This window comes from Salmonella sp. K21076, from assembly GCF_039650795.1.
In the GTDB taxonomy this organism is placed as follows: Bacteria; Pseudomonadota; Gammaproteobacteria; order Enterobacterales; family Enterobacteriaceae; genus Salmonella; species Salmonella enterica.
Window position 1 is genome coordinate 43943 of sequence record NZ_JBCLYA010000003.1, and the last position, 19736, is coordinate 63678.

Annotated in this window: 17 protein-coding genes and 4 tRNA genes; 8 read left to right on the forward strand and 13 right to left on the reverse strand. The window is 53.6% G+C overall.

Annotated features, from left to right (window positions below):
* The first annotated feature begins 34 nt into the window (after window positions 1–34).
* From AAYN39_RS00575 to cyaY, 3 genes are all read left to right on the forward strand, one after another.
* Window positions 35–2044 carry a hypothetical protein gene (locus AAYN39_RS00575; protein ID WP_001773074.1) on the forward strand — a complete coding sequence of 670 codons (2010 nt, stop codon included), beginning with the start codon at window positions 35–37 and terminating at the stop codon, window positions 2042–2044.
* Complete coding sequence (locus AAYN39_RS00580; RefSeq protein WP_001124435.1) at window positions 2023–2412, forward strand: DUF3021 family protein; 390 nt, start codon at window positions 2023–2025, stop codon at window positions 2410–2412. The genes AAYN39_RS00575 and AAYN39_RS00580 overlap by 22 nt, the downstream gene beginning before the upstream one ends.
* Before the next feature lie 69 nt (window positions 2413–2481).
* The gene (cyaY, locus tag AAYN39_RS00585) at window positions 2482–2802 is read left to right on the forward strand and encodes an iron donor protein CyaY (RefSeq protein WP_000999925.1); all 321 of its coding nucleotides are present in this window, start codon (window positions 2482–2484) and stop codon (window positions 2800–2802) included.
* A 71-nt stretch (window positions 2803–2873) separates the two neighbouring features.
* On the opposite strand, the gene AAYN39_RS00590 is transcribed toward cyaY, so the two are convergent.
* The gene (locus tag AAYN39_RS00590) at window positions 2874–3197 is read right to left on the reverse strand and encodes a hypothetical protein (RefSeq protein WP_048664613.1); all 324 of its coding nucleotides are present in this window, start codon (window positions 3195–3197) and stop codon (window positions 2874–2876) included.
* Window positions 3198–3251: 54 nt separating this feature from the next.
* Between AAYN39_RS00590 and AAYN39_RS00595 the strand changes: the two genes are divergently transcribed.
* A protein-coding gene (locus AAYN39_RS00595) for an IS1-like element IS1B family transposase (RefSeq protein ID WP_095033700.1) occupies window positions 3252–3949 on the forward strand; the annotation gives its coding sequence in 2 pieces (ribosomal slippage) (window positions 3252–3501 and window positions 3501–3949; 699 coding nt in all).
* Between the two features lie 72 nt (window positions 3950–4021).
* Here the strand turns inward: AAYN39_RS00595 and AAYN39_RS00600 are convergent.
* Both AAYN39_RS00600 and cyaA read right to left on the reverse strand, forming a co-directional pair.
* On the reverse strand, window positions 4022–4375 hold the full coding sequence (locus tag AAYN39_RS00600) for a hypothetical protein (RefSeq protein WP_000752582.1): 354 nt from the start codon (window positions 4373–4375) through the stop codon (window positions 4022–4024).
* Window positions 4376–4482: 107 nt separating this feature from the next.
* Entirely contained in the window at window positions 4483–7029 is a 2547-nt protein-coding gene (gene cyaA / locus AAYN39_RS00605) for a class I adenylate cyclase (protein ID WP_000281718.1), read from the reverse strand.
* A 376-nt stretch (window positions 7030–7405) separates the two neighbouring features.
* Here cyaA and hemC point away from each other — a divergent pair, with 376 nt between their 5' ends.
* The 4 genes from hemC to hemY are packed head-to-tail and all read left to right on the forward strand — an operon-like array spanning window position 7406 to window position 11474.
* Window positions 7406–8347, forward strand: coding sequence for a hydroxymethylbilane synthase (gene hemC / locus AAYN39_RS00610; protein ID WP_001521319.1), 942 nt, complete (start codon window positions 7406–7408; stop codon window positions 8345–8347).
* Window positions 8344–9084, forward strand: a complete 741-nt coding sequence (gene hemD, locus AAYN39_RS00615) for a uroporphyrinogen-III synthase (RefSeq protein ID WP_000025500.1) — start codon at window positions 8344–8346, stop codon at window positions 9082–9084. The genes hemC and hemD overlap by 4 nt, the downstream gene beginning before the upstream one ends.
* 21 nt (window positions 9085–9105) lie before the next feature.
* Window positions 9106–10275, forward strand: coding sequence for a uroporphyrinogen-III C-methyltransferase (hemX, locus tag AAYN39_RS00620; protein ID WP_000138976.1), 1170 nt, complete (start codon window positions 9106–9108; stop codon window positions 10273–10275).
* Between the two features lie 2 nt (window positions 10276–10277).
* Entirely contained in the window at window positions 10278–11474 is a 1197-nt protein-coding gene (gene hemY, locus AAYN39_RS00625) for a protoheme IX biogenesis protein HemY (protein ID WP_001682176.1), read from the forward strand.
* Between the two features lie 581 nt (window positions 11475–12055).
* Here the strand turns inward: hemY and AAYN39_RS00630 are convergent.
* The 10 genes from AAYN39_RS00630 to rffA form a co-directional block, all read right to left on the reverse strand.
* Window positions 12056–12132 (reverse strand) — tRNA-Pro (locus tag AAYN39_RS00630).
* A gap of 42 nt (window positions 12133–12174) precedes the next feature.
* A tRNA-Leu gene (locus tag AAYN39_RS00635) sits at window positions 12175–12260 on the reverse strand.
* A 20-nt stretch (window positions 12261–12280) separates the two neighbouring features.
* Window positions 12281–12356: transfer RNA gene (locus AAYN39_RS00640), tRNA-His, on the reverse strand.
* 54 nt (window positions 12357–12410) lie between these two features.
* Window positions 12411–12487 (reverse strand) — tRNA-Arg (locus AAYN39_RS00645).
* Window positions 12488–12589: 102 nt separating this feature from the next.
* Window positions 12590–13975: an amino acid permease gene (locus tag AAYN39_RS00650; protein WP_000818378.1), complete on the reverse strand. Its 1386-nt coding sequence runs from the start codon at window positions 13973–13975 to the stop codon at window positions 12590–12592.
* A 206-nt stretch (window positions 13976–14181) separates the two neighbouring features.
* A complete protein-coding gene (wecG, locus tag AAYN39_RS00655) occupies window positions 14182–14922 on the reverse strand; it encodes a lipopolysaccharide N-acetylmannosaminouronosyltransferase (RefSeq protein WP_000183613.1) in 741 nt (246 codons plus the stop codon).
* Complete coding sequence (gene wzyE, locus AAYN39_RS00660; RefSeq protein ID WP_000055604.1) at window positions 14919–16277, reverse strand: ECA oligosaccharide polymerase; 1359 nt, start codon at window positions 16275–16277, stop codon at window positions 14919–14921. The genes wecG and wzyE overlap by 4 nt, the downstream gene beginning before the upstream one ends.
* Window positions 16274–17353: a TDP-N-acetylfucosamine:lipid II N-acetylfucosaminyltransferase gene (locus AAYN39_RS00665; protein ID WP_000217176.1), complete on the reverse strand. Its 1080-nt coding sequence runs from the start codon at window positions 17351–17353 to the stop codon at window positions 16274–16276. Before AAYN39_RS00665 ends, wzyE begins: the two co-directional genes overlap by 4 nt.
* Window positions 17350–18600 carry a lipid III flippase WzxE gene (wzxE, locus tag AAYN39_RS00670; protein WP_000050302.1) on the reverse strand — a complete coding sequence of 417 codons (1251 nt, stop codon included), beginning with the start codon at window positions 18598–18600 and terminating at the stop codon, window positions 17350–17352. Before wzxE ends, AAYN39_RS00665 begins: the two co-directional genes overlap by 4 nt.
* Before the next feature lies 1 nt (window position 18601).
* The gene (gene rffA / locus AAYN39_RS00675; RefSeq protein ID WP_000612080.1) at window positions 18602–19732 is read right to left on the reverse strand and encodes a dTDP-4-amino-4,6-dideoxygalactose transaminase; all 1131 of its coding nucleotides are present in this window, start codon (window positions 19730–19732) and stop codon (window positions 18602–18604) included.
* Between the last annotated feature and the right edge of the window lie 4 nt (window positions 19733–19736).

Genomic DNA, 19736 nt, shown 5'->3' on the forward strand with positions numbered 1-19736 from the left:
ACTTTAGGTTTACGTACCACGTCCGGATGACCTTATGCAATATCGTAATTTGTTTTGCCTTTTTTCGCTTTCACTTCTGCTGCCTCCCGCTTGGGGATGCCGGCTGAGTGAACCTCCGCACAATGTTTATCAACGGCAAGGCAGCGGCGTGGTTTATCTCCAGCCAGAAGAGGAGAACAATCTTTCGTTGCCGGAGGTGAATTTCAAACGCCTGCGTCGGTTACCCAATTCATTGATTAACCCGGCAACTCAGGATGAGTGGGACAGGGAACCGCCGCTCACCGACCTGACGACCGATTACGTTCATACCAGTGCGCAGGCTATCTTCCCGCGCTTTTCCTACTACAGCGACGGACGCGTTATTCTGTACGGTGGAAAAATCATGCGTAATCCGCCGGGGACGCCATCGGTAGATGTCGCCTCATTTCGCGCCTTTGGCAAAGTCGGCGTTGATAAAAATAGTCTCTATGACGAAGGCAAACGAACGGATGACAACGGCGGCGAAAACCGCGTTAATTTACAGTCATTGCGTAAGGTTGAATTTAGCAGCCAGTGGAAACCAGACCTGTTGGGCTTGACGCTGCGCGACGATCGCTTTCTTTATGTCGACGGGCATCGCCTGAGCGACCCGGACAGTTTCACCGTTCTGGCGCAAAAGTCCTGGGATCAGCGCGGTAAATTTTCCGCCACATTTAATCCTTGTATCGCCGTCCCCTTTGGTCCCTGGGATACGCTGGCCCGCACACGCACCAAAATCATCATCAACGGCGACCAACTGGACGCCGACCCAGACACCTTTTCCGTGGTGCGCTGGATGCCCGGTTCTCTATTGACCTGGCGCGATAAAAACGGCTTGCACCGTCACGTTCTCAACCAGAACAATCTGAATTGGGACATGCAAATTGAAAAACACTGTGATGCGTTCAACCTGCAGGAAAAACGCGTGCTGTGGCGTAAAGGACCGGGATGCAAATTTGCCGAAATCCCCGGCCTTGACCCAGAACAGTTTCATCCGCTCAGTAATGCGGTGGCGCAGTCTCAGGATCGGCTTTATGCCATCAGGAAAACGGAATTCGGCGAAAACCAACTGGATGTCGTCACGCTGGATAACCCAAATCTGGTAATAGACAAGCGTTTTAATGCCGGGCGGTATCACGGTTATTTACTCACTAAAACGCGATCCGACTTTAAGGAAGAAGACGGATTGCAGGTATTCGAGTCGGCTGGCCCGCTTATTCTGATGGACTATCACGTTCCGGACGAGACAGAAGCGCATCTGGGCGACAGCCCACATTACAAAAAATGGTACGCACGCGACGATCGCTATGTTTACGCGTTTGATGGCGCTCAACTGTGGCGCTATCCCACGCCCAATCCCAAAGCTCTACGCATGAAATGGCAAACAACACACTCAGGATACGGCTATTGGGTGGATTACCGCATAGCCCAGTTAGATGGCGCTCTCATGGAGGATGGCTCTTTTATCGCCACGGGTATCCCGCGCGATCCTTCCGTAAAAACAGCCTATGTTAAAACCGATGGCACCTTTGACATCGGCAAAACAGCGGTTCGCTGGCGCAAGGTTCTGTCACCTGACGGTGAGTGGGGTCGTTGGCAAACCATTCCCAACGTTGACCCGAGTCAGTTTCATCTGGTTAACGATCGCATCGCGCAATATAAGGACCGGCTATACATTGCGAGGCTCTCACCTTTTGGCGAAGACCAGTTGGAAACGCTGGAACTGGATAGCACAGCCCCCTTCCTGAACCAGAAAATTAACGCCGGAAAAGAGCACGGCTACTTTATGCATAATAGCCAGCAGGCTCAGGATATTCAGGTCTTTAGCATCAATGGGCCGCTAAAAGTCACCGAGCGTTTTGCGTATGACAACCGCTATGTTTATACGTGGATTGGTAGCCAGATTTACCGAACAGCATCCCTCTGCCCGGATAAGACGCTCAATTTGAATCAGAATATGTACTCCGACAATAAAGACATCATCATCATAACGCAGGCGCAGGAATGCCAAAAATCACGTCGCTAAGCCGTTTTGCGCGCTTGATTAAACATTTGAAAAACGCCCTTCGGGGCGTGGGGATCGGTTCATGCATTTACGTCATTGTTGAAAGCGTTATGCACGGCACGATAAACGGTGTTGAAGCTGCCGGAGTCCTGACGATAAGCGCGGTACTCGGTCTGCTTAGCGCTCTTTTGGATATCAAAGCAAAGCCGCGCGCCCCCTTAATCCTGTTGCATTTTCTCCTCTGCGGCGGCTGCGTCGCACTGATGGTGGCAATGCTGTCGGTTCTGAACCATTTCCCGGTTAATGCGTCCGTCATACTTATCACCAGTGCGCTATTTATCGTCATTTATCTACCGCTGGGTTTTATCCTTTACCGCTCACAACGGTAATTCGTATCGGTTCCAGAAGCTGACGCTTCCCCTTATACTGGCGCTATCACTCAATAGCGGGATAAAACAATGAACGACAGTGAATTTCATCGCCTGGCTGACGCCCTGTGGCTCACCATTGAAGAACGCCTTGATAACTGGGACGGCGACAGCGATATCGACTGTGAAATCAACGGCGGCGTGCTGACCCTCAGCTTTGAGAACGGCAGTAAGATCATTATTAACCGTCAGGAGCCGTTGCACCAGGTGTGGCTGGCAACCAAACAGGGCGGCTATCATTTCGATCTGAAAGGCGACGAGTGGGTTTGCGATCGCAGCGGCGAAACGTTCTGGGATCTGCTGGAGCAGGCGGCGACGCAGCAGGCGGGTGAAAAGGTGAGTTTCCGTTAAGTTTTCAATTCCGCAGGAGAGCCAGAAGAATAGCGCTTTCCTGCGTATATTTAACGAGATATGCGGTCGTATTACCAACCCCGGAATGTGAAATACAGCCAGGTTGCCAGAAACAACGCGGGCCATACACTCAACCAACCAACCCAAAAACCGTAGCGTTGCCAAAAGGTTAGGTTAAATAGTGACTTCTGCTCGGTAAAAAGTTGACGTAACGCTGGTGACCAACGTTTTTCCTTGATTTCATTGCTGCAATGATTGCATATCGCTAAACCAAACTTATCTCTTTTTCTCGCTTGAGACAGACCACATGTACGGGTCCTTTTTTGGCGAATAATCAACCATACATCCTGATTATTACAATAAGGGCATGTTTCATGTGTGGGTAGGGTTGCCAGGTGATGCTGCCAACTTACTGATTTAGTGTATGATGGTGTTTTTGAGGTGCTCCAGTGGCTTCTGTTTCTATCAGCTGTCCCTCCTGTTCAGCTACTGACGGGGTGGTGCGTAACGGCAAAAGCACCGCCGGACATCAGCGCTATCTCTGCTCTCACTGCCGTAAAACATGGCAACTGCAGTTCACTTACACCGCTTCTCAACCCGGTACGCACCAGAAAATCATTGATATGGCCATGAATGGCGTTGGATGCCGGGCAACCGCCCGCATTATGGGCGTTGGCCTCAACACGATTTTCCGCCATTTAAAAAACTCAGGCCGCAGTCGGTAACCTCGCGCATACAGCCGGGCAGTGACGTCATCGTCTGCGCGGAAATGGACGAACAGTGGGGATACGTCGGGGCTAAATCGCGCCAGCGCTGGCTGTTTTACGCGTATGACAGGCTCCGGAAGACGGTTGTTGCGCACGTATTCGGTGAACGCACTATGGCGACGCTGGGGCGTCTTATGAGCCTGCTGTCACCCTTTGACGTGGTGATATGGATGACGGATGGCTGGCCGCTGTATGAATCCCGCCTGAAGGGAAAGCTGCACGTAATCAGCAAGCGATATACGCAGCGAATTGAGCGGCATAACCTGAATCTGAGGCAGCACCTGGCACGGCTGGGACGGAAGTCGCTGTCGTTCTCAAAATCGGTGGAGCTGCATGACAAAGTCATCGGGCATTATCTGAACATAAAACACTATCAATAAGTTGGAGTCATTACCATCTAAACCTTGTTCCGCTCAATGGGCATTCTTCGAATGTAGGCTGGATAAGGCGCGTTAGCGCCGCCATCCGGCACAGTATCGCTCTAAAGCCATAATCATATTGATAAGAATAATGACCACACATGTGAGCATTAACGCGGTAAAAAACAAAAAGGCGATACCGTACAATCCCCATCCCAGGTCATAGAGAGAATGGTAATTGTCGCAGGAGATGATCACATCCAGGCCGGGGCATACTTTTCCCCATCGCCCCCAGTAAGACGCATCCCAGAGTTGCAAACTGGCCATGCTGGCGCATAGCGAGAGCAGGCACCCAGCGGATATAAAACAGAATAACTTATTTATAAGAATGAAGCCGAGGCTGACCATCGCCATGACTATCCCTAACAAAATGAACGCATCTGCCACCTCAAACCTCCTCCTGTAAACCAAATGCGGAGGTCACGGTAACGAAGTTGGGTGAAGTTAATGTGAAGCGGTGAACGCCGGCCGGGCAGCGTTGCCCGGCGCAGCACTTACGAAAAATACTGCTGCAATAGCGGCGCGTCATGATCCTGGTTTGCTGGCGGCACGGTGTTGATAGGCTGCGTACGGAATGGGATCACCTGCGCGCGGCCATCGGTTTTCACTATCTGGTAGAACTGCGGCAGGTTGAAGTTGATAAAGCTGGAGCCATACGTGAAGCGATCGTGCGATGACGAATAGAAGCGACTGACGTCGCGCACCAGTTCTTCCTTGCTACCCTCGCAGTGGTGATACACTTCCGCCCGGTTACTTTCATCCAGAATATAAATATTAAAGCCTTTCTCATCGCCCGTTTCTTCAAAGAAGAACTGGATAATCCCTTCGCTGGCGAAGCCATCCACCACTGACGGCAATTTCACCTGGTTGGTTTCCACCTGTACCGACAGCCCGTGCAGCTTGTTATGCGAAATCGCGCCGTAGAATTCGATAGCGTTCTCCAGCTTCTGCACCGAGACATTCAAGCGTTCGAAGAATAGTCCCCACGTCTGCCCGGAAACCCGCAGCGCCTTGAAGCGACCGGTCTCCTGACGGGTGCTGGAAAGACGTAGCTCGATACATTCGGAGACCAGTTGCTGCACGCGGGTGCGAATCAGACCGCGAAGATGCTGACTGTAACAGAACACCTCCACGCTATCCGGCGGCGCGGCATCCTGGTGCATTTTCCCCAGAATCGTTTTCAGCGCTTCGATCATCGCCTGCTCGCCGTTAAAGTGCAGAGTACGCACTTCGTTCCACGAGTTGCGATATAACAAGTCGATACTGCCTATCAGACAGTTTTGCTCTTCGCCAAAGCTGAAAACGTCCAGCTTACGGAAGTCAAAATGAACCACTTTATTGCGAAACGCCGCCGTCGGGTCATATTCGAGGTTAACGATAATCGCCAGATGGCGAATTTCACAGGGGCTGTAGAGCGCTTTCGGCGTTGGAGCAGGCAAGCGCAGCGGGAAATGGTGCGAAACATCGGCGACCATCTCCTGCAACTTAGGCAGGTCGACAATACCGTTGCCCTTAATAAACAGATGCGTTCGCGACGTCAGCAGGCCGTTGAACCACGCCCACGCGACCAGCTTATTAAGATAACGGTTATATTCCAGCGGCTGATGGCTGATGATGGAATCCATGTTCGGCGCGCGGTTGTAGAGATACCAGCCTGAACGGTTGGCACGTCCCGGCGGCACATGGATAAAGGTTAAATTCGGCTCGGACAGATCCGGCGATATCTGCGGGTTCACCAGCGTGACTTTACCCGGCAACGCTTCAAACGCCGCGTACAGCTTACGCGTCAGTACGCCGATATCCTGCGGGCTGGCACTCACGCTGAGGTTGTTGCGCCGCGCAAAGCGAATCAGATTACGATAGCTTTGCATCATTGCGTCGAGCAATTCGTTGTGGGCTTCGCGCACCTGATCGATTTTCCAGTTTGCGCGATTATCGAGCATGGTCAGACGCGCGTCGTCCCATCCCCACTCGCTGACCAACTGGCTTAATACTTCCCGACGCCAGCCTACGCAGGCGCGCTCGCGACTTAATTTCTCGCACACTTTCAGGTAAAAGCAGCGGCGGACTAAATCCAGCCGCGTCGGATCTTCAATCGCCGTCAGGTATTCAGTGACCCGTTCCAGCATCATGCAGTAGGGATCGAGTCCAAACGATACGATTTCACCGTCATGCAGACGTTGTTTAATATCTTTCGCCAGCAGACGTGGGTTGGGGTATTCCCATGAATAGGCTTCCAGCAACAGCGTTTTCAGCACCGCTTTGTACGGCGAGTCAATGCTCTTGTATAGCTGCCACAGGCTGGCGCCAAAGTACTCTTCGGCGGAGAGCGAGCTTAAGCCCCCCAAATCCAGCCATTCGTTTGGCGTTAATACGCCCTGCGCGTAGAGCGTCATGACATAGTCGTCGTAATGCTCTTCTTCGTCGCACGGCACCATACTCCACAGGATACGCTTCCCGGCCAGGCGCACAGCGGTACGATAAAACTCATCAAGCAACAGGATATGCTGCGTAGAACCACAGTCTTCCCCGCCCAGACTGCCGCTTTCGTTATGGCGGAAACGGTTCTCGTCAATCAGGAAGAAGCTCACCTCAACGCCAAGCGAGGCGGCCCAGCTTTCCAGCAGGCTACACTTACGTTGCAGCAACTGACGCTCTTCGCCGTCGAGCCAGGACTGATGGCACACCCAGATATCCAGGTCGGACGAGCAGCTCTGCCCGACCGAGGAGGTGCTGCCCATGGTGTAAACGCCGGTAATCGGCAACTCGCCCTTCGGCGGATCCTGCGGCGTCATACCGCGGTACAGCTCAAGTTCGTTCAGATAGTGGCGTTGGGTTTCATCAGGCGTGTAGAAGCAAATACCGCTGGGAACGTTACCATCAAGGTAACCCGGCATCAGTGGATGGTGATAGTGCAATAATGTCGGCAGAAGACTGTAAACCTGCTGAAAAGCGGGTCCCATGGCAGCAAGCGCGCGATCCACACGCAGTTGATTTATGGCATCCAGTCTCTGTTTCAGAGTCTCAATATAGAGGTACAAGACGTATCGCCTGATGTTGCTACCCGTCATGGTGCAGGTCAATACTTCACCGTCGCCATTCGGGATAAACCGTATGTCAAAAATAACCGTTACCCTTTCTCGCCTGCATATTTTTATCTAATACCGACGAAAAAATGGTCTAAAACGTGATCAATTTAACACCTTGCTCATTGACCGTAAAGAAAGATGCGCTACATACAAGTGTAGCACCGTTCGCTGCGTGTAAATTCTTAAATACGGGCTGGCGGTTTCTCGTCATTATTCACTGTCATTGACGACACTGCGCCTTATCCTCTCACTCACGGTGACCGGAAAACTAACATACTCTCTATAAGGATGTTAGGATGGTCAATGATTGATAATGACGGTAACAAGCATGTTAGACAATGTTTTAAGAATTGCCACACGCCAAAGTCCCCTTGCGCTTTGGCAGGCACATTATGTCAAAGACGCATTGATGGCAACCCATCCGGGACTGACGGTAGAACTGGTGCCGATGGTCACACGCGGCGACGTGATTCTCGATACTCCCCTGGCGAAAGTGGGCGGTAAGGGACTGTTTGTTAAAGAGCTTGAAATCGCGCTGCTGGAAAAACGCGCTGATATCGCCGTGCACTCTATGAAAGACGTTCCGGTGGCCTTCCCGGACGGTCTCGGTCTGGTGACCATTTGCGAGCGCGAAGATCCACGCGACGCGTTTGTCTCGAATAAATATCACAGTCTGGACGATCTGCCCGCGGGTAGTATCGTCGGGACGTCCAGTTTGCGTCGTCAGTGTCAACTGGCGGAACGCCGTCCGGATCTCATTATCCGTTCGTTGCGCGGCAACGTCGGCACACGTCTCGGCAAGCTGGATAACGGCGACTATGACGCCATTATCCTGGCCGTGGCCGGTCTGAAACGCTTAGGTCTGGAGTCGCGCATTCGCACAGCCTTGCCGCCTGACGTTTCGCTTCCTGCCGTAGGCCAGGGCGCTGTCGGGATTGAGTGTCGTCTTGACGACGCGCGAACACAGGCGCTGCTCGCACCGTTGAATCACTCGCAAACCGCGCTGCGCGTAACGGCGGAACGTGCTATGAACACCCGCCTGGAAGGCGGTTGTCAGGTGCCGATTGGCAGCTATGCAGAAATCATCAACGGTGAAATTTGGCTACGCGCGCTGGTTGGCGCGCCGGACGGTTCGGTGATGGTGCGCGGCGAACGTCGTGGTTCTCCCGAGCAGGCGGAGCAAATGGGCATCTCGCTTGCAGAGGAACTGCTGGAAAACGGCGCGCGCGCGATTCTGACGGAAGTTTATAACGGCGAGACGCCCGCATGAGTATTCTGATCACCCGCCCCTCTCCCGCAGGGGAAGCGTTAGTGAGCCGTCTGCGCGCACTGGGGCAGGTGGCCTGGAGTTTTCCACTGATTGAATTTGTCGCCGGTCGGGAGCTACCCACCCTGGCCGACCGCCTGGCAACGCTGACGGAAAACGATCTGGTTTTTGCCCTTTCACAGCACTCCGTCGCCTTTGCTCACGCCCAGCTCCAGCGGGATGGACGAAACTGGCCTGCGTCGCCGCGCTATTTCTCGATTGGCCGCACTACGGCGCTCGCCCTTCATACCGTTAGCGGGTTCGATATTCGTTATCCATTGGATCGGGAAATCAGCGAAGCCTTGCTACAATTACCTGAATTACAAAATATTGCGGGCAAACGCGCGCTGATTTTGCGTGGCAATGGCGGCCGCGAACTGCTGGGCGAAACCCTGACAGTTCGCGGAGCCGAAGTCAGTTTTTGTGAATGTTATCAACGATGTGCGAAACATTACGATGGCGCGGAAGAAGCGATGCGCTGGCATACTCGCGGCGTAACAACGCTTGTTGTTACCAGCGGCGAGATGTTGCAACGACTCTGGTCGCTGACTCCCCAGTGGTATCGTGAGCACTGGTTACTACGCTGTCGGCTATTGGTCGTCAGTGAGCGTCTGGCGCACCTCGCCCGGGAACTGGGCTGGCAAGATATTAAGGTCGCTGATAACGCCGACAACGATGCGCTGTTGCGCGCATTACAATAACTCTCATAATGGGATGCCATAATGACGGAACAAGAAAAATCCTCCGCCGTGGTTGATGAGACCAGGGAGACCGTGGAAACCACGCCACAGCCAGTTAATACCGAGAAAAAAAGTAAGAACGGCGCCGCGCTGGTATTAAGCGCGGTGGCGATCGCGATTGCCCTGGCGGCAGGTATTGGGCTTTATGGCTGGGGAAAACAGCAGGCAACCGCGCAAACGGAAACCAGCGATGCGCTGGCGACGCAACTGACCGCCTTGCAAAAGGCGCAGGAGAGCCAAAAAGCGGAGCTGGAAGGGATTATCAAAAAACAAGCGGCGCAGTTAGATGACGCGAATCGCCAACAGGCGGCGCTGGCGAAACAGCTTGATGAAGTACAACAAAAAGTCGCCACCATTTCCGGCAGCGATGCTAAAACCTGGCTGCTGGCACAGGCTGATTTCCTGGTGAAACTCGCCGGACGCAAGCTGTGGAGTGATCAGGACGTCACTACCGCCGCTGCGCTGCTCAAAAGCGCTGACGCCAGTCTGGCGGATATGAATGACCCCAGCCTGATTACCGCACGACGCGCGATTACTGACGATATAGCCAGCCTGTCATCCGTTGCGCAGATCGACTACGACGGCATTATTCTCAAGCTCAATCAGCTCTCTAACCAAATTGATAACCTGCGTCTGGCGGATAACGATACCGATGGTTCGCCGATGGATTCTGACAGCAGCGAGCTGTCCAGCTCGCTAAGCGAATGGCGCGTTAACCTGCAAAAAAGCTGGCAGAACTTTATGGACAGCTTTATTACCATTCGCCGCCGCGATGATACCGCCGTACCGCTGTTGGCGCCCAACCAGGACGTCTATTTACGCGAAAATATTCGCTCCCGCCTGTTAGTCGCCGCGCAGGCCGTGCCACGCCATCAGGAAGAAACATACCGTCAGGCGCTGGATAACGTTTCGACCTGGGTTCGCGCTTATTACGATACTGACGACGCCGCGACAAAAGCCTTCCTGGAGGAGGTCGATAAATTAAGCCAGCAAAATATCACGATGGATCTGCCGGAAACTCTGGGAAGCCAGGCGATTCTTGAAAAACTGATGCAAACCCGCGTGCGTAATCTGCTGGCGCAACCGACAGTCTCTACGGCAGCGCCTGCCACGCAGACAGACGCTCCGGCAGCCGCGCCGCAAGGAGAATAATGATGCTAAAAGTATTATTGCTCTTTGTGTTGTTGCTCGCGGGTATCGTGGTCGGCCCGATGATAGCCGGTCACCAGGGCTATGTGTTAATCCAGACCGATAACTACAACATTGAAACCAGCGTCACCGGCCTGGCGATCATTCTCATCGTCGCTATGGTGGTGCTATTCGCCATTGAGTGGTTACTACGCCGTCTGTTTCGTACCGGCGCGCACACCCGCGGTTGGTTTGCCAGCCGTAAACGCCGTCGCGCCCGCAAGCAGACCGAACAGGCGCTGCTGAAGCTGGCGGAGGGCGACTATCAGCAGGTTGAAAAGCTGATGTCAAAAAATGCCGACCATGCTGAACAACCGGTGGTAAATTATTTGCTGGCGGCAGAAGCGGCGCAGCAGCGCGGCGATGAAGCACGCGCTAATCAGCACCTTGAACGTGCGGCAGAGCTGGCGGGGAACGACACCATCCCGGTCGAGATCACGCGTGTGCGCTTACAGCTGGCGCGCAATGAAAATCACGCAGCGCGTCACGGCGTGGACAAACTGCTGGAGGTCACGCCGCGTCACCCGGAAGTTCTGCGTCTGGCGGAGCAGGCCTATATTCGCACCAGCGCATGGAGTTCTTTACTGGATATCATCCCATCCATGGCGAAAGCGCACGTCGGCGATGAAGCGCATCGCGCCATGCTCGAACAACAGGCGTGGATAGGACTCATGGATCAGGCGCGTGCCGAGCAGGGCAGCGAAGGATTACGCACCTGGTGGAAAAACCAAAGCCGTAAAACCCGCCATCAGGTGGCGCTGCAGGTCGCGATGGCCGAGCATCTAATCGAGTGTGACGATCATGATATGGCGCAGCAGATTATCATCGACGGTCTGAAACGCCAGTATGACGATCGGCTGGTGCTGCCCATTCCTCGCCTCAGAACCAATAATCCGGAACAACTGGAGAAAGTGCTGCGCCAGCAAATCAAGACGGTAGGCGATCGCCCGCTGTTATGGAGCACGCTCGGCCAGTCGCTAATGAAACACGGTGAATGGCAGGAGGCGACCCTGGCTTTCCGCGCCGCGCTGAAACAACGCCCGGACGCGTATGATTATGCCTGGCTTGCCGATGCGCTTGATCGACTGCATCAACCGGAAGAGGCCGCCGCCATGCGGCGCGACGGCTTGATGCTGACATTACAGAACAATCCCCCGCAGTAATTCCCTCTTGCCCGGTGGCGCTTCGCTTACCGGGCTTACCGCCTACACAAAATCATTCGGGATGCATAAAAAAACGCCTGCCCGGTTAAGGGGCAGGCGTCAAAACAGGTCTGTATGACAACATAAAGGGGTGCTTCACTCAACGTTGTGTCCAGGGTGTTTGATGAGGCGTAAGCGACATCTGTCAGTGGACGATAAGCACCGTAAACGGCTCTGCATCATTCCTGAGTTTATGAGGCCAGAAGGCGAACATAAGAGATGGAATGAGCATCTACCCGTACATTATTGCACATAACGTGCCATCTTTGCACCGCTAAAAAACAGGCGCAGGCATTAAAAAAACGTAGAGAATTCACGCGATTGTTATCCCCCCGCCGCTGGCGAGGTTTTAGCGTGTCGCCCGGCGGAGACAGAACAGGATGCTTTTTATAAAGTGATTATAAATCAATAGATTATTCGTCACCGAATAGCGACAAATGAAGTCTGGGATATCGCCAATAAACCATAATGGCAACACGTGCGGGATAAGGGGTTGAAAATGAACAGAAAACAAAAAACCCCGCCGAAGCGGGGCTCAAAATTGGTCGGCGAGAGAGGATTCGAACCTCCGACCCACTGGTCCCAAACCAGTTGCGCTACCAAGCTGCGCTACTCGCCGATATACTGCTTTTTTGAATTTTTAGTTCAATTCATTGAGTCGTGGTGCGAGGGGGGGACTTGAACCCCCACGTCCGTAAGGACACTAACACCTGAAGCTAGCGCGTCTACCAATTCCGCCACCTTCGCGTTTCACAACTCTATATTAATGGGGTGGCTAATGGGATTCGAACCCACGACAACTGGAATCACAATCCAGGGCTCTACCAACTGAGCTATAGCCACCACTGAAACTTTTTACGCGGTATTAAACCACCGCAGCTCAAGCACCTAAATAAATGGTACGCCCGACAGGATTCGAACCTGAGACCTCTGCCTCCGGAGGGCAGCGCTCTATCCAGCTGAGCTACGGGCGCTTAGCGCCGTTGCGGGGGTGGATAATACGGACTTCACACCCCGCTGTCCAGTGCCTTTTTAAATAAAATGCGCGTTTGGTTATGCTTTGCGCATTTTGGCGCTTATTCCCCCACCTTGTGGGCGGTTCCGTGACGATTCAGGCCGAAAACTTTGTAGACCAGCGTGACGGCCAGCAGGAAGATGACGCCGACAAACAGCGACATGCGCGTATCTTCATTAAAGTACATGCCGATTAAAACGCAAACCAGAAACGCCATCGTCAAATAGTTCGCCCACGGAAACATAATGGAACGAAAAGGATGATCCGCAATCGCTTCTTTATGCGCCCGACGAAAGCGCAGTTGGCTAATCAGAATGACAAACCACGGCACCATCCCCGGCAGTACGCTGGCGCTATAAACGTAAACAAAGACGCGCTGCGGATTGGGGATAATGTAGTTCAGGCAAGAACCTACCAGCAAAATCAAAATAGAGAGCGCCACGCCCGCGACCGGCACGCCGTGGCGAGAGACCTTCGCAACTGCCGCCGGCAGTTGACGGTTTTTCGCCAGCGCGTAAAGCATACGCCCACAGCTATACATTCCGCTGTTACAGCCGGAGAGCGCCGCCGTCAGCACGACAAAGTTGATAATGCCTGCCGCGGCGGTGATGCCGATTTTCGCGAAGGTGAGCACAAAGGGGCTGCCGTTGCTGCCAATCTCATTCCACGGGAAAATGGTGACGATCACGAAAATCGCGCCAACATAAAAAATCAGGATACGCCACAGCACTTTACCCACCGCGCTACGCAACGTCACCTGCGGATTCTTCGCTTCACCGGCGGTAATACCGATCAACTCAACCCCTTGATAAGAGGCCACCACGATACATAATGCGGTCAGAAAGCCTTTCCAGCCGCCGGCAAAAAAGCCGCCATGCTCGGTCAGATTACCAAAGCCAATCGCCTGGCCGCCGTTACCAAAGCCGAAGAAAATCACCCCCAGGCCGATGATGATCATCACAATAATCGTGGTGACTTTGATCATCGCAAACCAGAACTCGATTTCACCATACAGGCGCACCGCAGCCAGATTCGCCAACGCGACCAGTCCGACGGCAATCAGCGCCGGTATCCACTGCGCCATCTCCGGAAACCAGAACTGGACGTAGACCCCAATGGCGGTAATTTCCGAGATCCCGACCGCCATCCACATAAACCAGTATGACCAGGCGGTAAGATAGCCAAAAAAAGGACTCATATACCGGTGGGCGTACACGGCAAAGGAGCCGGTAACAGGTTCCAGAAAGAGCATCTCCCCCATCGAACGCATGATGAAAAAGACGAACAATCCGGCGATGATATACGCCAGCAGCACTGACGGGCCCGCCCATTTCAGCGTACTGGCGGCGCCCATAAAGAGTCCGACGCCGATGGTGCCCCCGAGGGCAATCAATTCAATATGACGAGCTTCCAGCCCACGCTGTAGCTCCGGTTTTTTCTCTGCCATAAATCCTCATGTCGTGTTTGCAACGGTTCCGGTAGTACCGGTTATTGTTATGGGTACATCGATTGTTGCGAATATTTTCTTAAATTTGGACAAATGGCAAATGAAGCATTAAAAAAATGCGCTTATTGTGTAAGAAAGCATCGATTATGTTGTAAATGAGCAGAGCCATAAGCACAGTCCGCTGCTCAAGTCATCAGAAGGGAGAATCAGAGATCGCCAGTATAGTGCCAGCGAAGATAGCGCAGCAGACGCATCTGGCGGGTAATACGCTTCGGTTGCGAAAGCAGACGATACAACCACTCCAGCCCCAGGTTCTGCCATATTTTTGGGGCGCGTTTGACGTGACCGGTAAACACATCATAGGTACCGCCCACCCCCATATATAGCGCATGGGGATGCACTTCCCGACAATCGCGCATGAGTAATTCCTGTTTTGGCGATCCCATCGCGACGGTGACAATTTTCGCGCCGCTGGCATGGATACGCGCAAATAGCGCCTGACGCTGCTCCGGCGTAAAGTAACCGTCCTGGCTACCCACAATATTGACGTTCCACTGCGTCCGCAGTTTTGCTTCCGTCTGCGCCAGCACCTCAGGCTTGCCGCCGACAAAAAATACCGGCGTGCCTTCTTTCCCCGCGCGCGCCATTAACGCTTCCCAAAGGTCGGCGCCAGCCACGCGAGAAACCTGCGCCTGCGGAAATTTTTTACGTATTGAACGCACCACGCTGATGCCATCGGCATATTTAAATTCCGCCGCTGCTATCAACGCGCGGACTTCCGGATTATCTTCCGCCGTCAGCAGCTTTTCGGCGTTGATCGCCACCAACGTGCCTTGCTTCAGTTGACCATCGGCAAACAGATAATTCAGCGCATGTGACATGTCGCGCCAGCCAATCAGAGGTAATCCACGCAGCGAGTAAAGGGGCGCAGCGGCATTATTGGTCATAGTTTTCCATCCATCTGTGCCTGAGGGAGCGAAGTTGTACGTTTATGAATCAGTCCGGCGCTATCAAATAACCAGAACAGAAGTTTAGCGACCAGCAGGCTGGCGCCAAAAACCACCAGGAAGAAAACCACGCGCGAAACAAACGAATCCAGCCCTTCTCGCGCCAGCACAATCATATTAAAGATGGCGCCAAAGCAGAAACTGTGCAGAATCGCCGCCTTATAGCGATTGGGTTCCCGGTTACCCAGTTCATACAGCCAGTCGAACCATTTGATAATCAGCCCGACGACGATCGCGCCGAGCGGAATAAACAGTGCCCCGCCCATGACCACCAGCGATCCGATAAGCGTTGGCGATATCGCCAGGCCAGAATGGTTGTTCAGGACTTCCCAGGTGAAGTAATTCGCAGAATTCAGCACGATACTGGGTCGTCCCGGCCATAACCAGGTAGGAATAAAGACGTAGAAATCACGCACGATAGGGGCCAGCCCCTGAAAATCGATATTGTGGTAATTTTGCAACAGCAGCGCCAGATTCTCCCACGGCGAAAAGGTATCGCGCGTCAGATAAAGAAACGTATAGAACGCCTCATCGCCGCTCACATTTAATCCGTAGCGTTTGAGCGCCAGCCAGAACATACCGACAATCCCCAGCACGCCCGCCGCTGCCAGCATCCACAGGCTGATCCAGCCCCGAATAATGCCGATAAACAGGAAGATAGCAAACGCAATAATGATGTTGGCGCGCGTGCCGCCGACAATCATGTAGGTCAACAGACCAAACGCGACGGTGCTCACCAGAAAGAACAGCCACGCTTTGCTGTCCTGGCGCAGGAAATAGACCACCAGCATCGCCGGAATGAAGAAATAGAAGAACCGTTTTAACGCCACGCCGGAAACTTCGCTGGAAAAGATCTGGCTGTAGGAGTGTAGTCGGAACAGCAAAAAGCCGTTATGCATAAAGAAAATCGCCACGCTCACCAGCGCGATGCCCATCAGGATCACCCAGGTAAGGTGGGTTTCCACCCGGTTCATGGTAAATAGCGGCTTGCGTGGTACATCCACAACGCGTTTGCGTAAACGCGTTTTATAGGTCACGTAATACACGCCGTAGAAACAGGCGGCGGATAATAGAGCCTGCAATAAGATTTCCGGCGGCGCGACGCCAACGTCGAAACGAAATACCAGCACGCTGGTTAGCGGAAAACCAAAAAAGAAGGTCAACAAAAAAAGCAACGAAAAGAAAACGTTGAAGTTAAAACGCACGCGGCGGAATTCAAACCAAGTCAGCGTGGCGATAAACAGCGTAGAGAGCAGCCAGACCACCAGCAGCCCGCTGAATTGCATTAAACTCATTCGGCTTCTCCTGCGGCGATTCTCAACGCATTATGCCACGGTTGCAGGTAGTTGGGGCTAAAGAAGGTGATGCCGCTTTTATCTACCGATGCGAGCTGACGCTGCGCCTCGCGCACGACCTGCTCATTAAGATCGTCCGTGGTAAACAGGACGGGCAGATGCTGTTCCGCCATATCCTGCCAGAAAGGATTGTCGCGATTCAACACGCACGGGATATCGGCCTGAATTAGCAGACACAACGTCCCGATCCCCTGTTGGCGGGCAAAAATAAAATAACCGAGGTCGCACTGGCGCAACAGCGCAAGATAGGCATCAAATTCCATTTTTTCGCTAAGAATTTGTAGATTTTCGGCGCTAAATAGCGCCAGACCGGCCTGACGAACCTCATCAATATAGGCCTGGTTATTGGCTGGATAGCCCATCGGCACCACCACGTTTATCGTGTCGCCAAACTGCTGATACACCGCCCGTAACGCCGCAATATGTTGGTTACTGCGATCGCCGGAGTTCCCTACCAAAATGGTCAATTTCCCCGCACGTTGGCGCTCTTTTGCCATAGCATTCAGAGAAGGATCCATGCGCGTCGGGAAATAGAGCAACTCGCCGCGTACGCCCGGGTGCTGGCGCGCAAAATAGCTGAGATCGCCGCGCGTCGCGAATACGCCCCCTACTCGCCCCTGCGCGATACGACGAAGCGGGTAGAAAAGGCGGAATTTCAGCCCGTTGGACACTTCGTAGAGATCCGCGCCCCAGATATGCCAGTAAAACTGGGCTGGCTTAATACCGCCGCTTAACAGCGCCAGCCACAGACTGATGTTGAACTGCCCGTGAAAGAAGAATCTCTGTCGACGATTTGCTTTCGCTTTGGCGATAACCGCCTGCGCCAGCGCTTTCTTACTGCCATAAAAACGAAGCGAGAGTGCCGGACAGCTTTCCGTGAAGCCGTTATCTTCACCGGCAACCATAAATTCGCGCGCGTGCTCGCCTGTGGCGGCCAGCGTATCATTGAAAAACCGCAGCACGGTGTGGTTATGGTGAGGGATATCCGATCCCAGGACGTGAATCAGTACAGTCATGCTCGCCTACGCCAGAGTAAAAATACGCCGCAACAAAGTGAAAAATAGACAATATAGGTGGCCATATAAGCCTGTGCCGCACCCAGCGCGCCGTGAGCGGGAATCAGCCAGTGAGCGAACGCCGTTAACAGAATGAACTGGCTAATTTCGGCCAGAATGTAAAATCGCAACGACGCTTTGGCAATCACCAGATAACCGAAAACATAGGCGCCGACTTTCAGCACGTCGCCCACTAACTGCCAAGCGAACAGATCGCGCATCGCGGTGAATTTGGCGGAAAAAAGCAGCCAGATAGCAAAATCGCGCAATAGCCAGACGGTAAAACTCGCCGCCGCAACCGCCGGTAAAACAAATTTCAGCGCTTTTACCACTTCACGCGTAATGTCCTGTTTTTCCGTCAGGCGTGAGAGCGTAGGTAACAGGTAAACGCTGAAGGAGGCGGTGATAAATTGTAGATAGGCATCAGAAATACTGCTCACGCCCTGCCAGATCCCGACATCGCTCCAGCTATAGTGCGCGGCCAGTTGGTTTCGCATCATCACATAGGCGACCGGCATCGTAACAGAGGTAATCAGCGCCATCAGGGTAAATTTACTGAGTTGCCCTGCCAGACCGTTGTCCCAGGAGGGCTTGAGATAGCGTAGCGGGACGGTGCCGCGCTTAATCAGTATTATACCGGCTGGCACTACCACCAGCGCCGGCACCAGCGCCAGGCCAAGCAGAGCGCCTTCATAGCCGCCGACACGGTAGCAGAGATACCAGGCGGCGACGCCCAAAAAGCTGCCGACAATTAACGATAAGGCATTACCCGACGCGTCACGAAAGCCCTTCATTAGCGCCAGCAGCAGGTTCGCCCAGGCGATCCCCATTTGTACCAGCGCAACCAGACGCACCAGCCCTTGATAGTCCGTATGACCGAACAGTCCCTGGCTAATCGGCGCCGCCGCCAGCAGGAAGACCAGCGCCAGCAGCGTAGAGAACCCCAATACCATCGCGGAGGAGGTTCCCACCACGGTACGTAACTGCGCCGGGTCATCATGATGTTGTGCGACGAGTTTGGTAACGCCGTTAAATATCCCGGCGCCAGCCAATACGCCCAGCACGGTAATCATCTGGCGGAAGTTACCCGCTTGTCCGACGCCCGACGGACCGAAAGAGACGGCCAGTAGTTTCACCACCAGCAGTCCGGCGCCAATTTTTACCAGCGTACTGACCGCCGTCCACAGGGAGGCTTTAGCAAGCGACATATCAGGAGAAATAATTTAGCAAGGTAGTAATCACCGTTCGTTGATCGACGGGCGCAAGGTTATAAAACAGCGGCAGACGCAACAAACGTTCGCTCTCTTTTGTGGTGTAGACATCGTCCCCGATAAACTCGCCGAATTTATCGCCCGCCGGGCAATCATGTAGCGGAATGTAATGGAATACCGCCATGATTTCCGCCTCTTTCAGGAAATTAATCAGCGCGCTGCGATCGGCGATATCCCGCAGTTTGATGTAAAACATGTGGGCATTATGCCCGCAGTTTTCCGGAATAGAAGGCAGCTCAATACGCCCGGCGCGCGCCAGCGGCGTTAACGCATCGTAGTAAGTCTGCCACAGCGACAGACGCTGTTGATTGATACGATCGGCGGCCTCCAGTTGCGCCCACAGGTAGGCAGCCTGCAGATCGGACATCAAGTAACTGGAGCCGATATCCCGCCAGGTGTATTTGTCCACCTGACCACGGAAGAACTGGCTACGGTTGGTGCCTTTTTCGCGGATGATCTCCGCGCGTTCAATCAGCGTACGATCGTTGATCAGCGTCGCGCCGCCTTCGCCGCCAGCGGTGTAATTTTTGGTTTCATGGAAGCTAAAACAGCCGATGTGACCGATCGTCCCTAACGCGCGCCCTTTGTACGTGGACATTACGCCCTGGGCGGCGTCCTCGACAACGAACAGATTATACTTATCCGCCAGCGCCATGATGACGTCCATTTCACAAGCGACGCCAGCGTAGTGTACCGGCACGATAGCGCGGGTTTTATCAGTAATCGCCGCCTCAATCAGCGTTTCGTCAATATTCATCGTATCCGGACGAATATCGACAAACACAATTTTCGCGCCGCGCAGGACAAAAGCGTTAGCAGTGGAGACAAACGTAAAGCTCGGCATGATCACTTCATCGCCGGGCTGAATATCCAACAACAGGGCCGCCATCTCCAAAGACGCGGTACAGGAAGGCGTCAGCAACACCTTCGCGCTGCCGAAATGTTGCTCCAGCCACTGCTGGCAACGACGCGTAAAGCCGCCGTCGCCGCACAGTTTGCCGCTGCTCATTGCAGACTGCATGTATTCGAGTTCGGTTCCCACCACCGGCGGCGCATTAAAAGGAATCATGTTG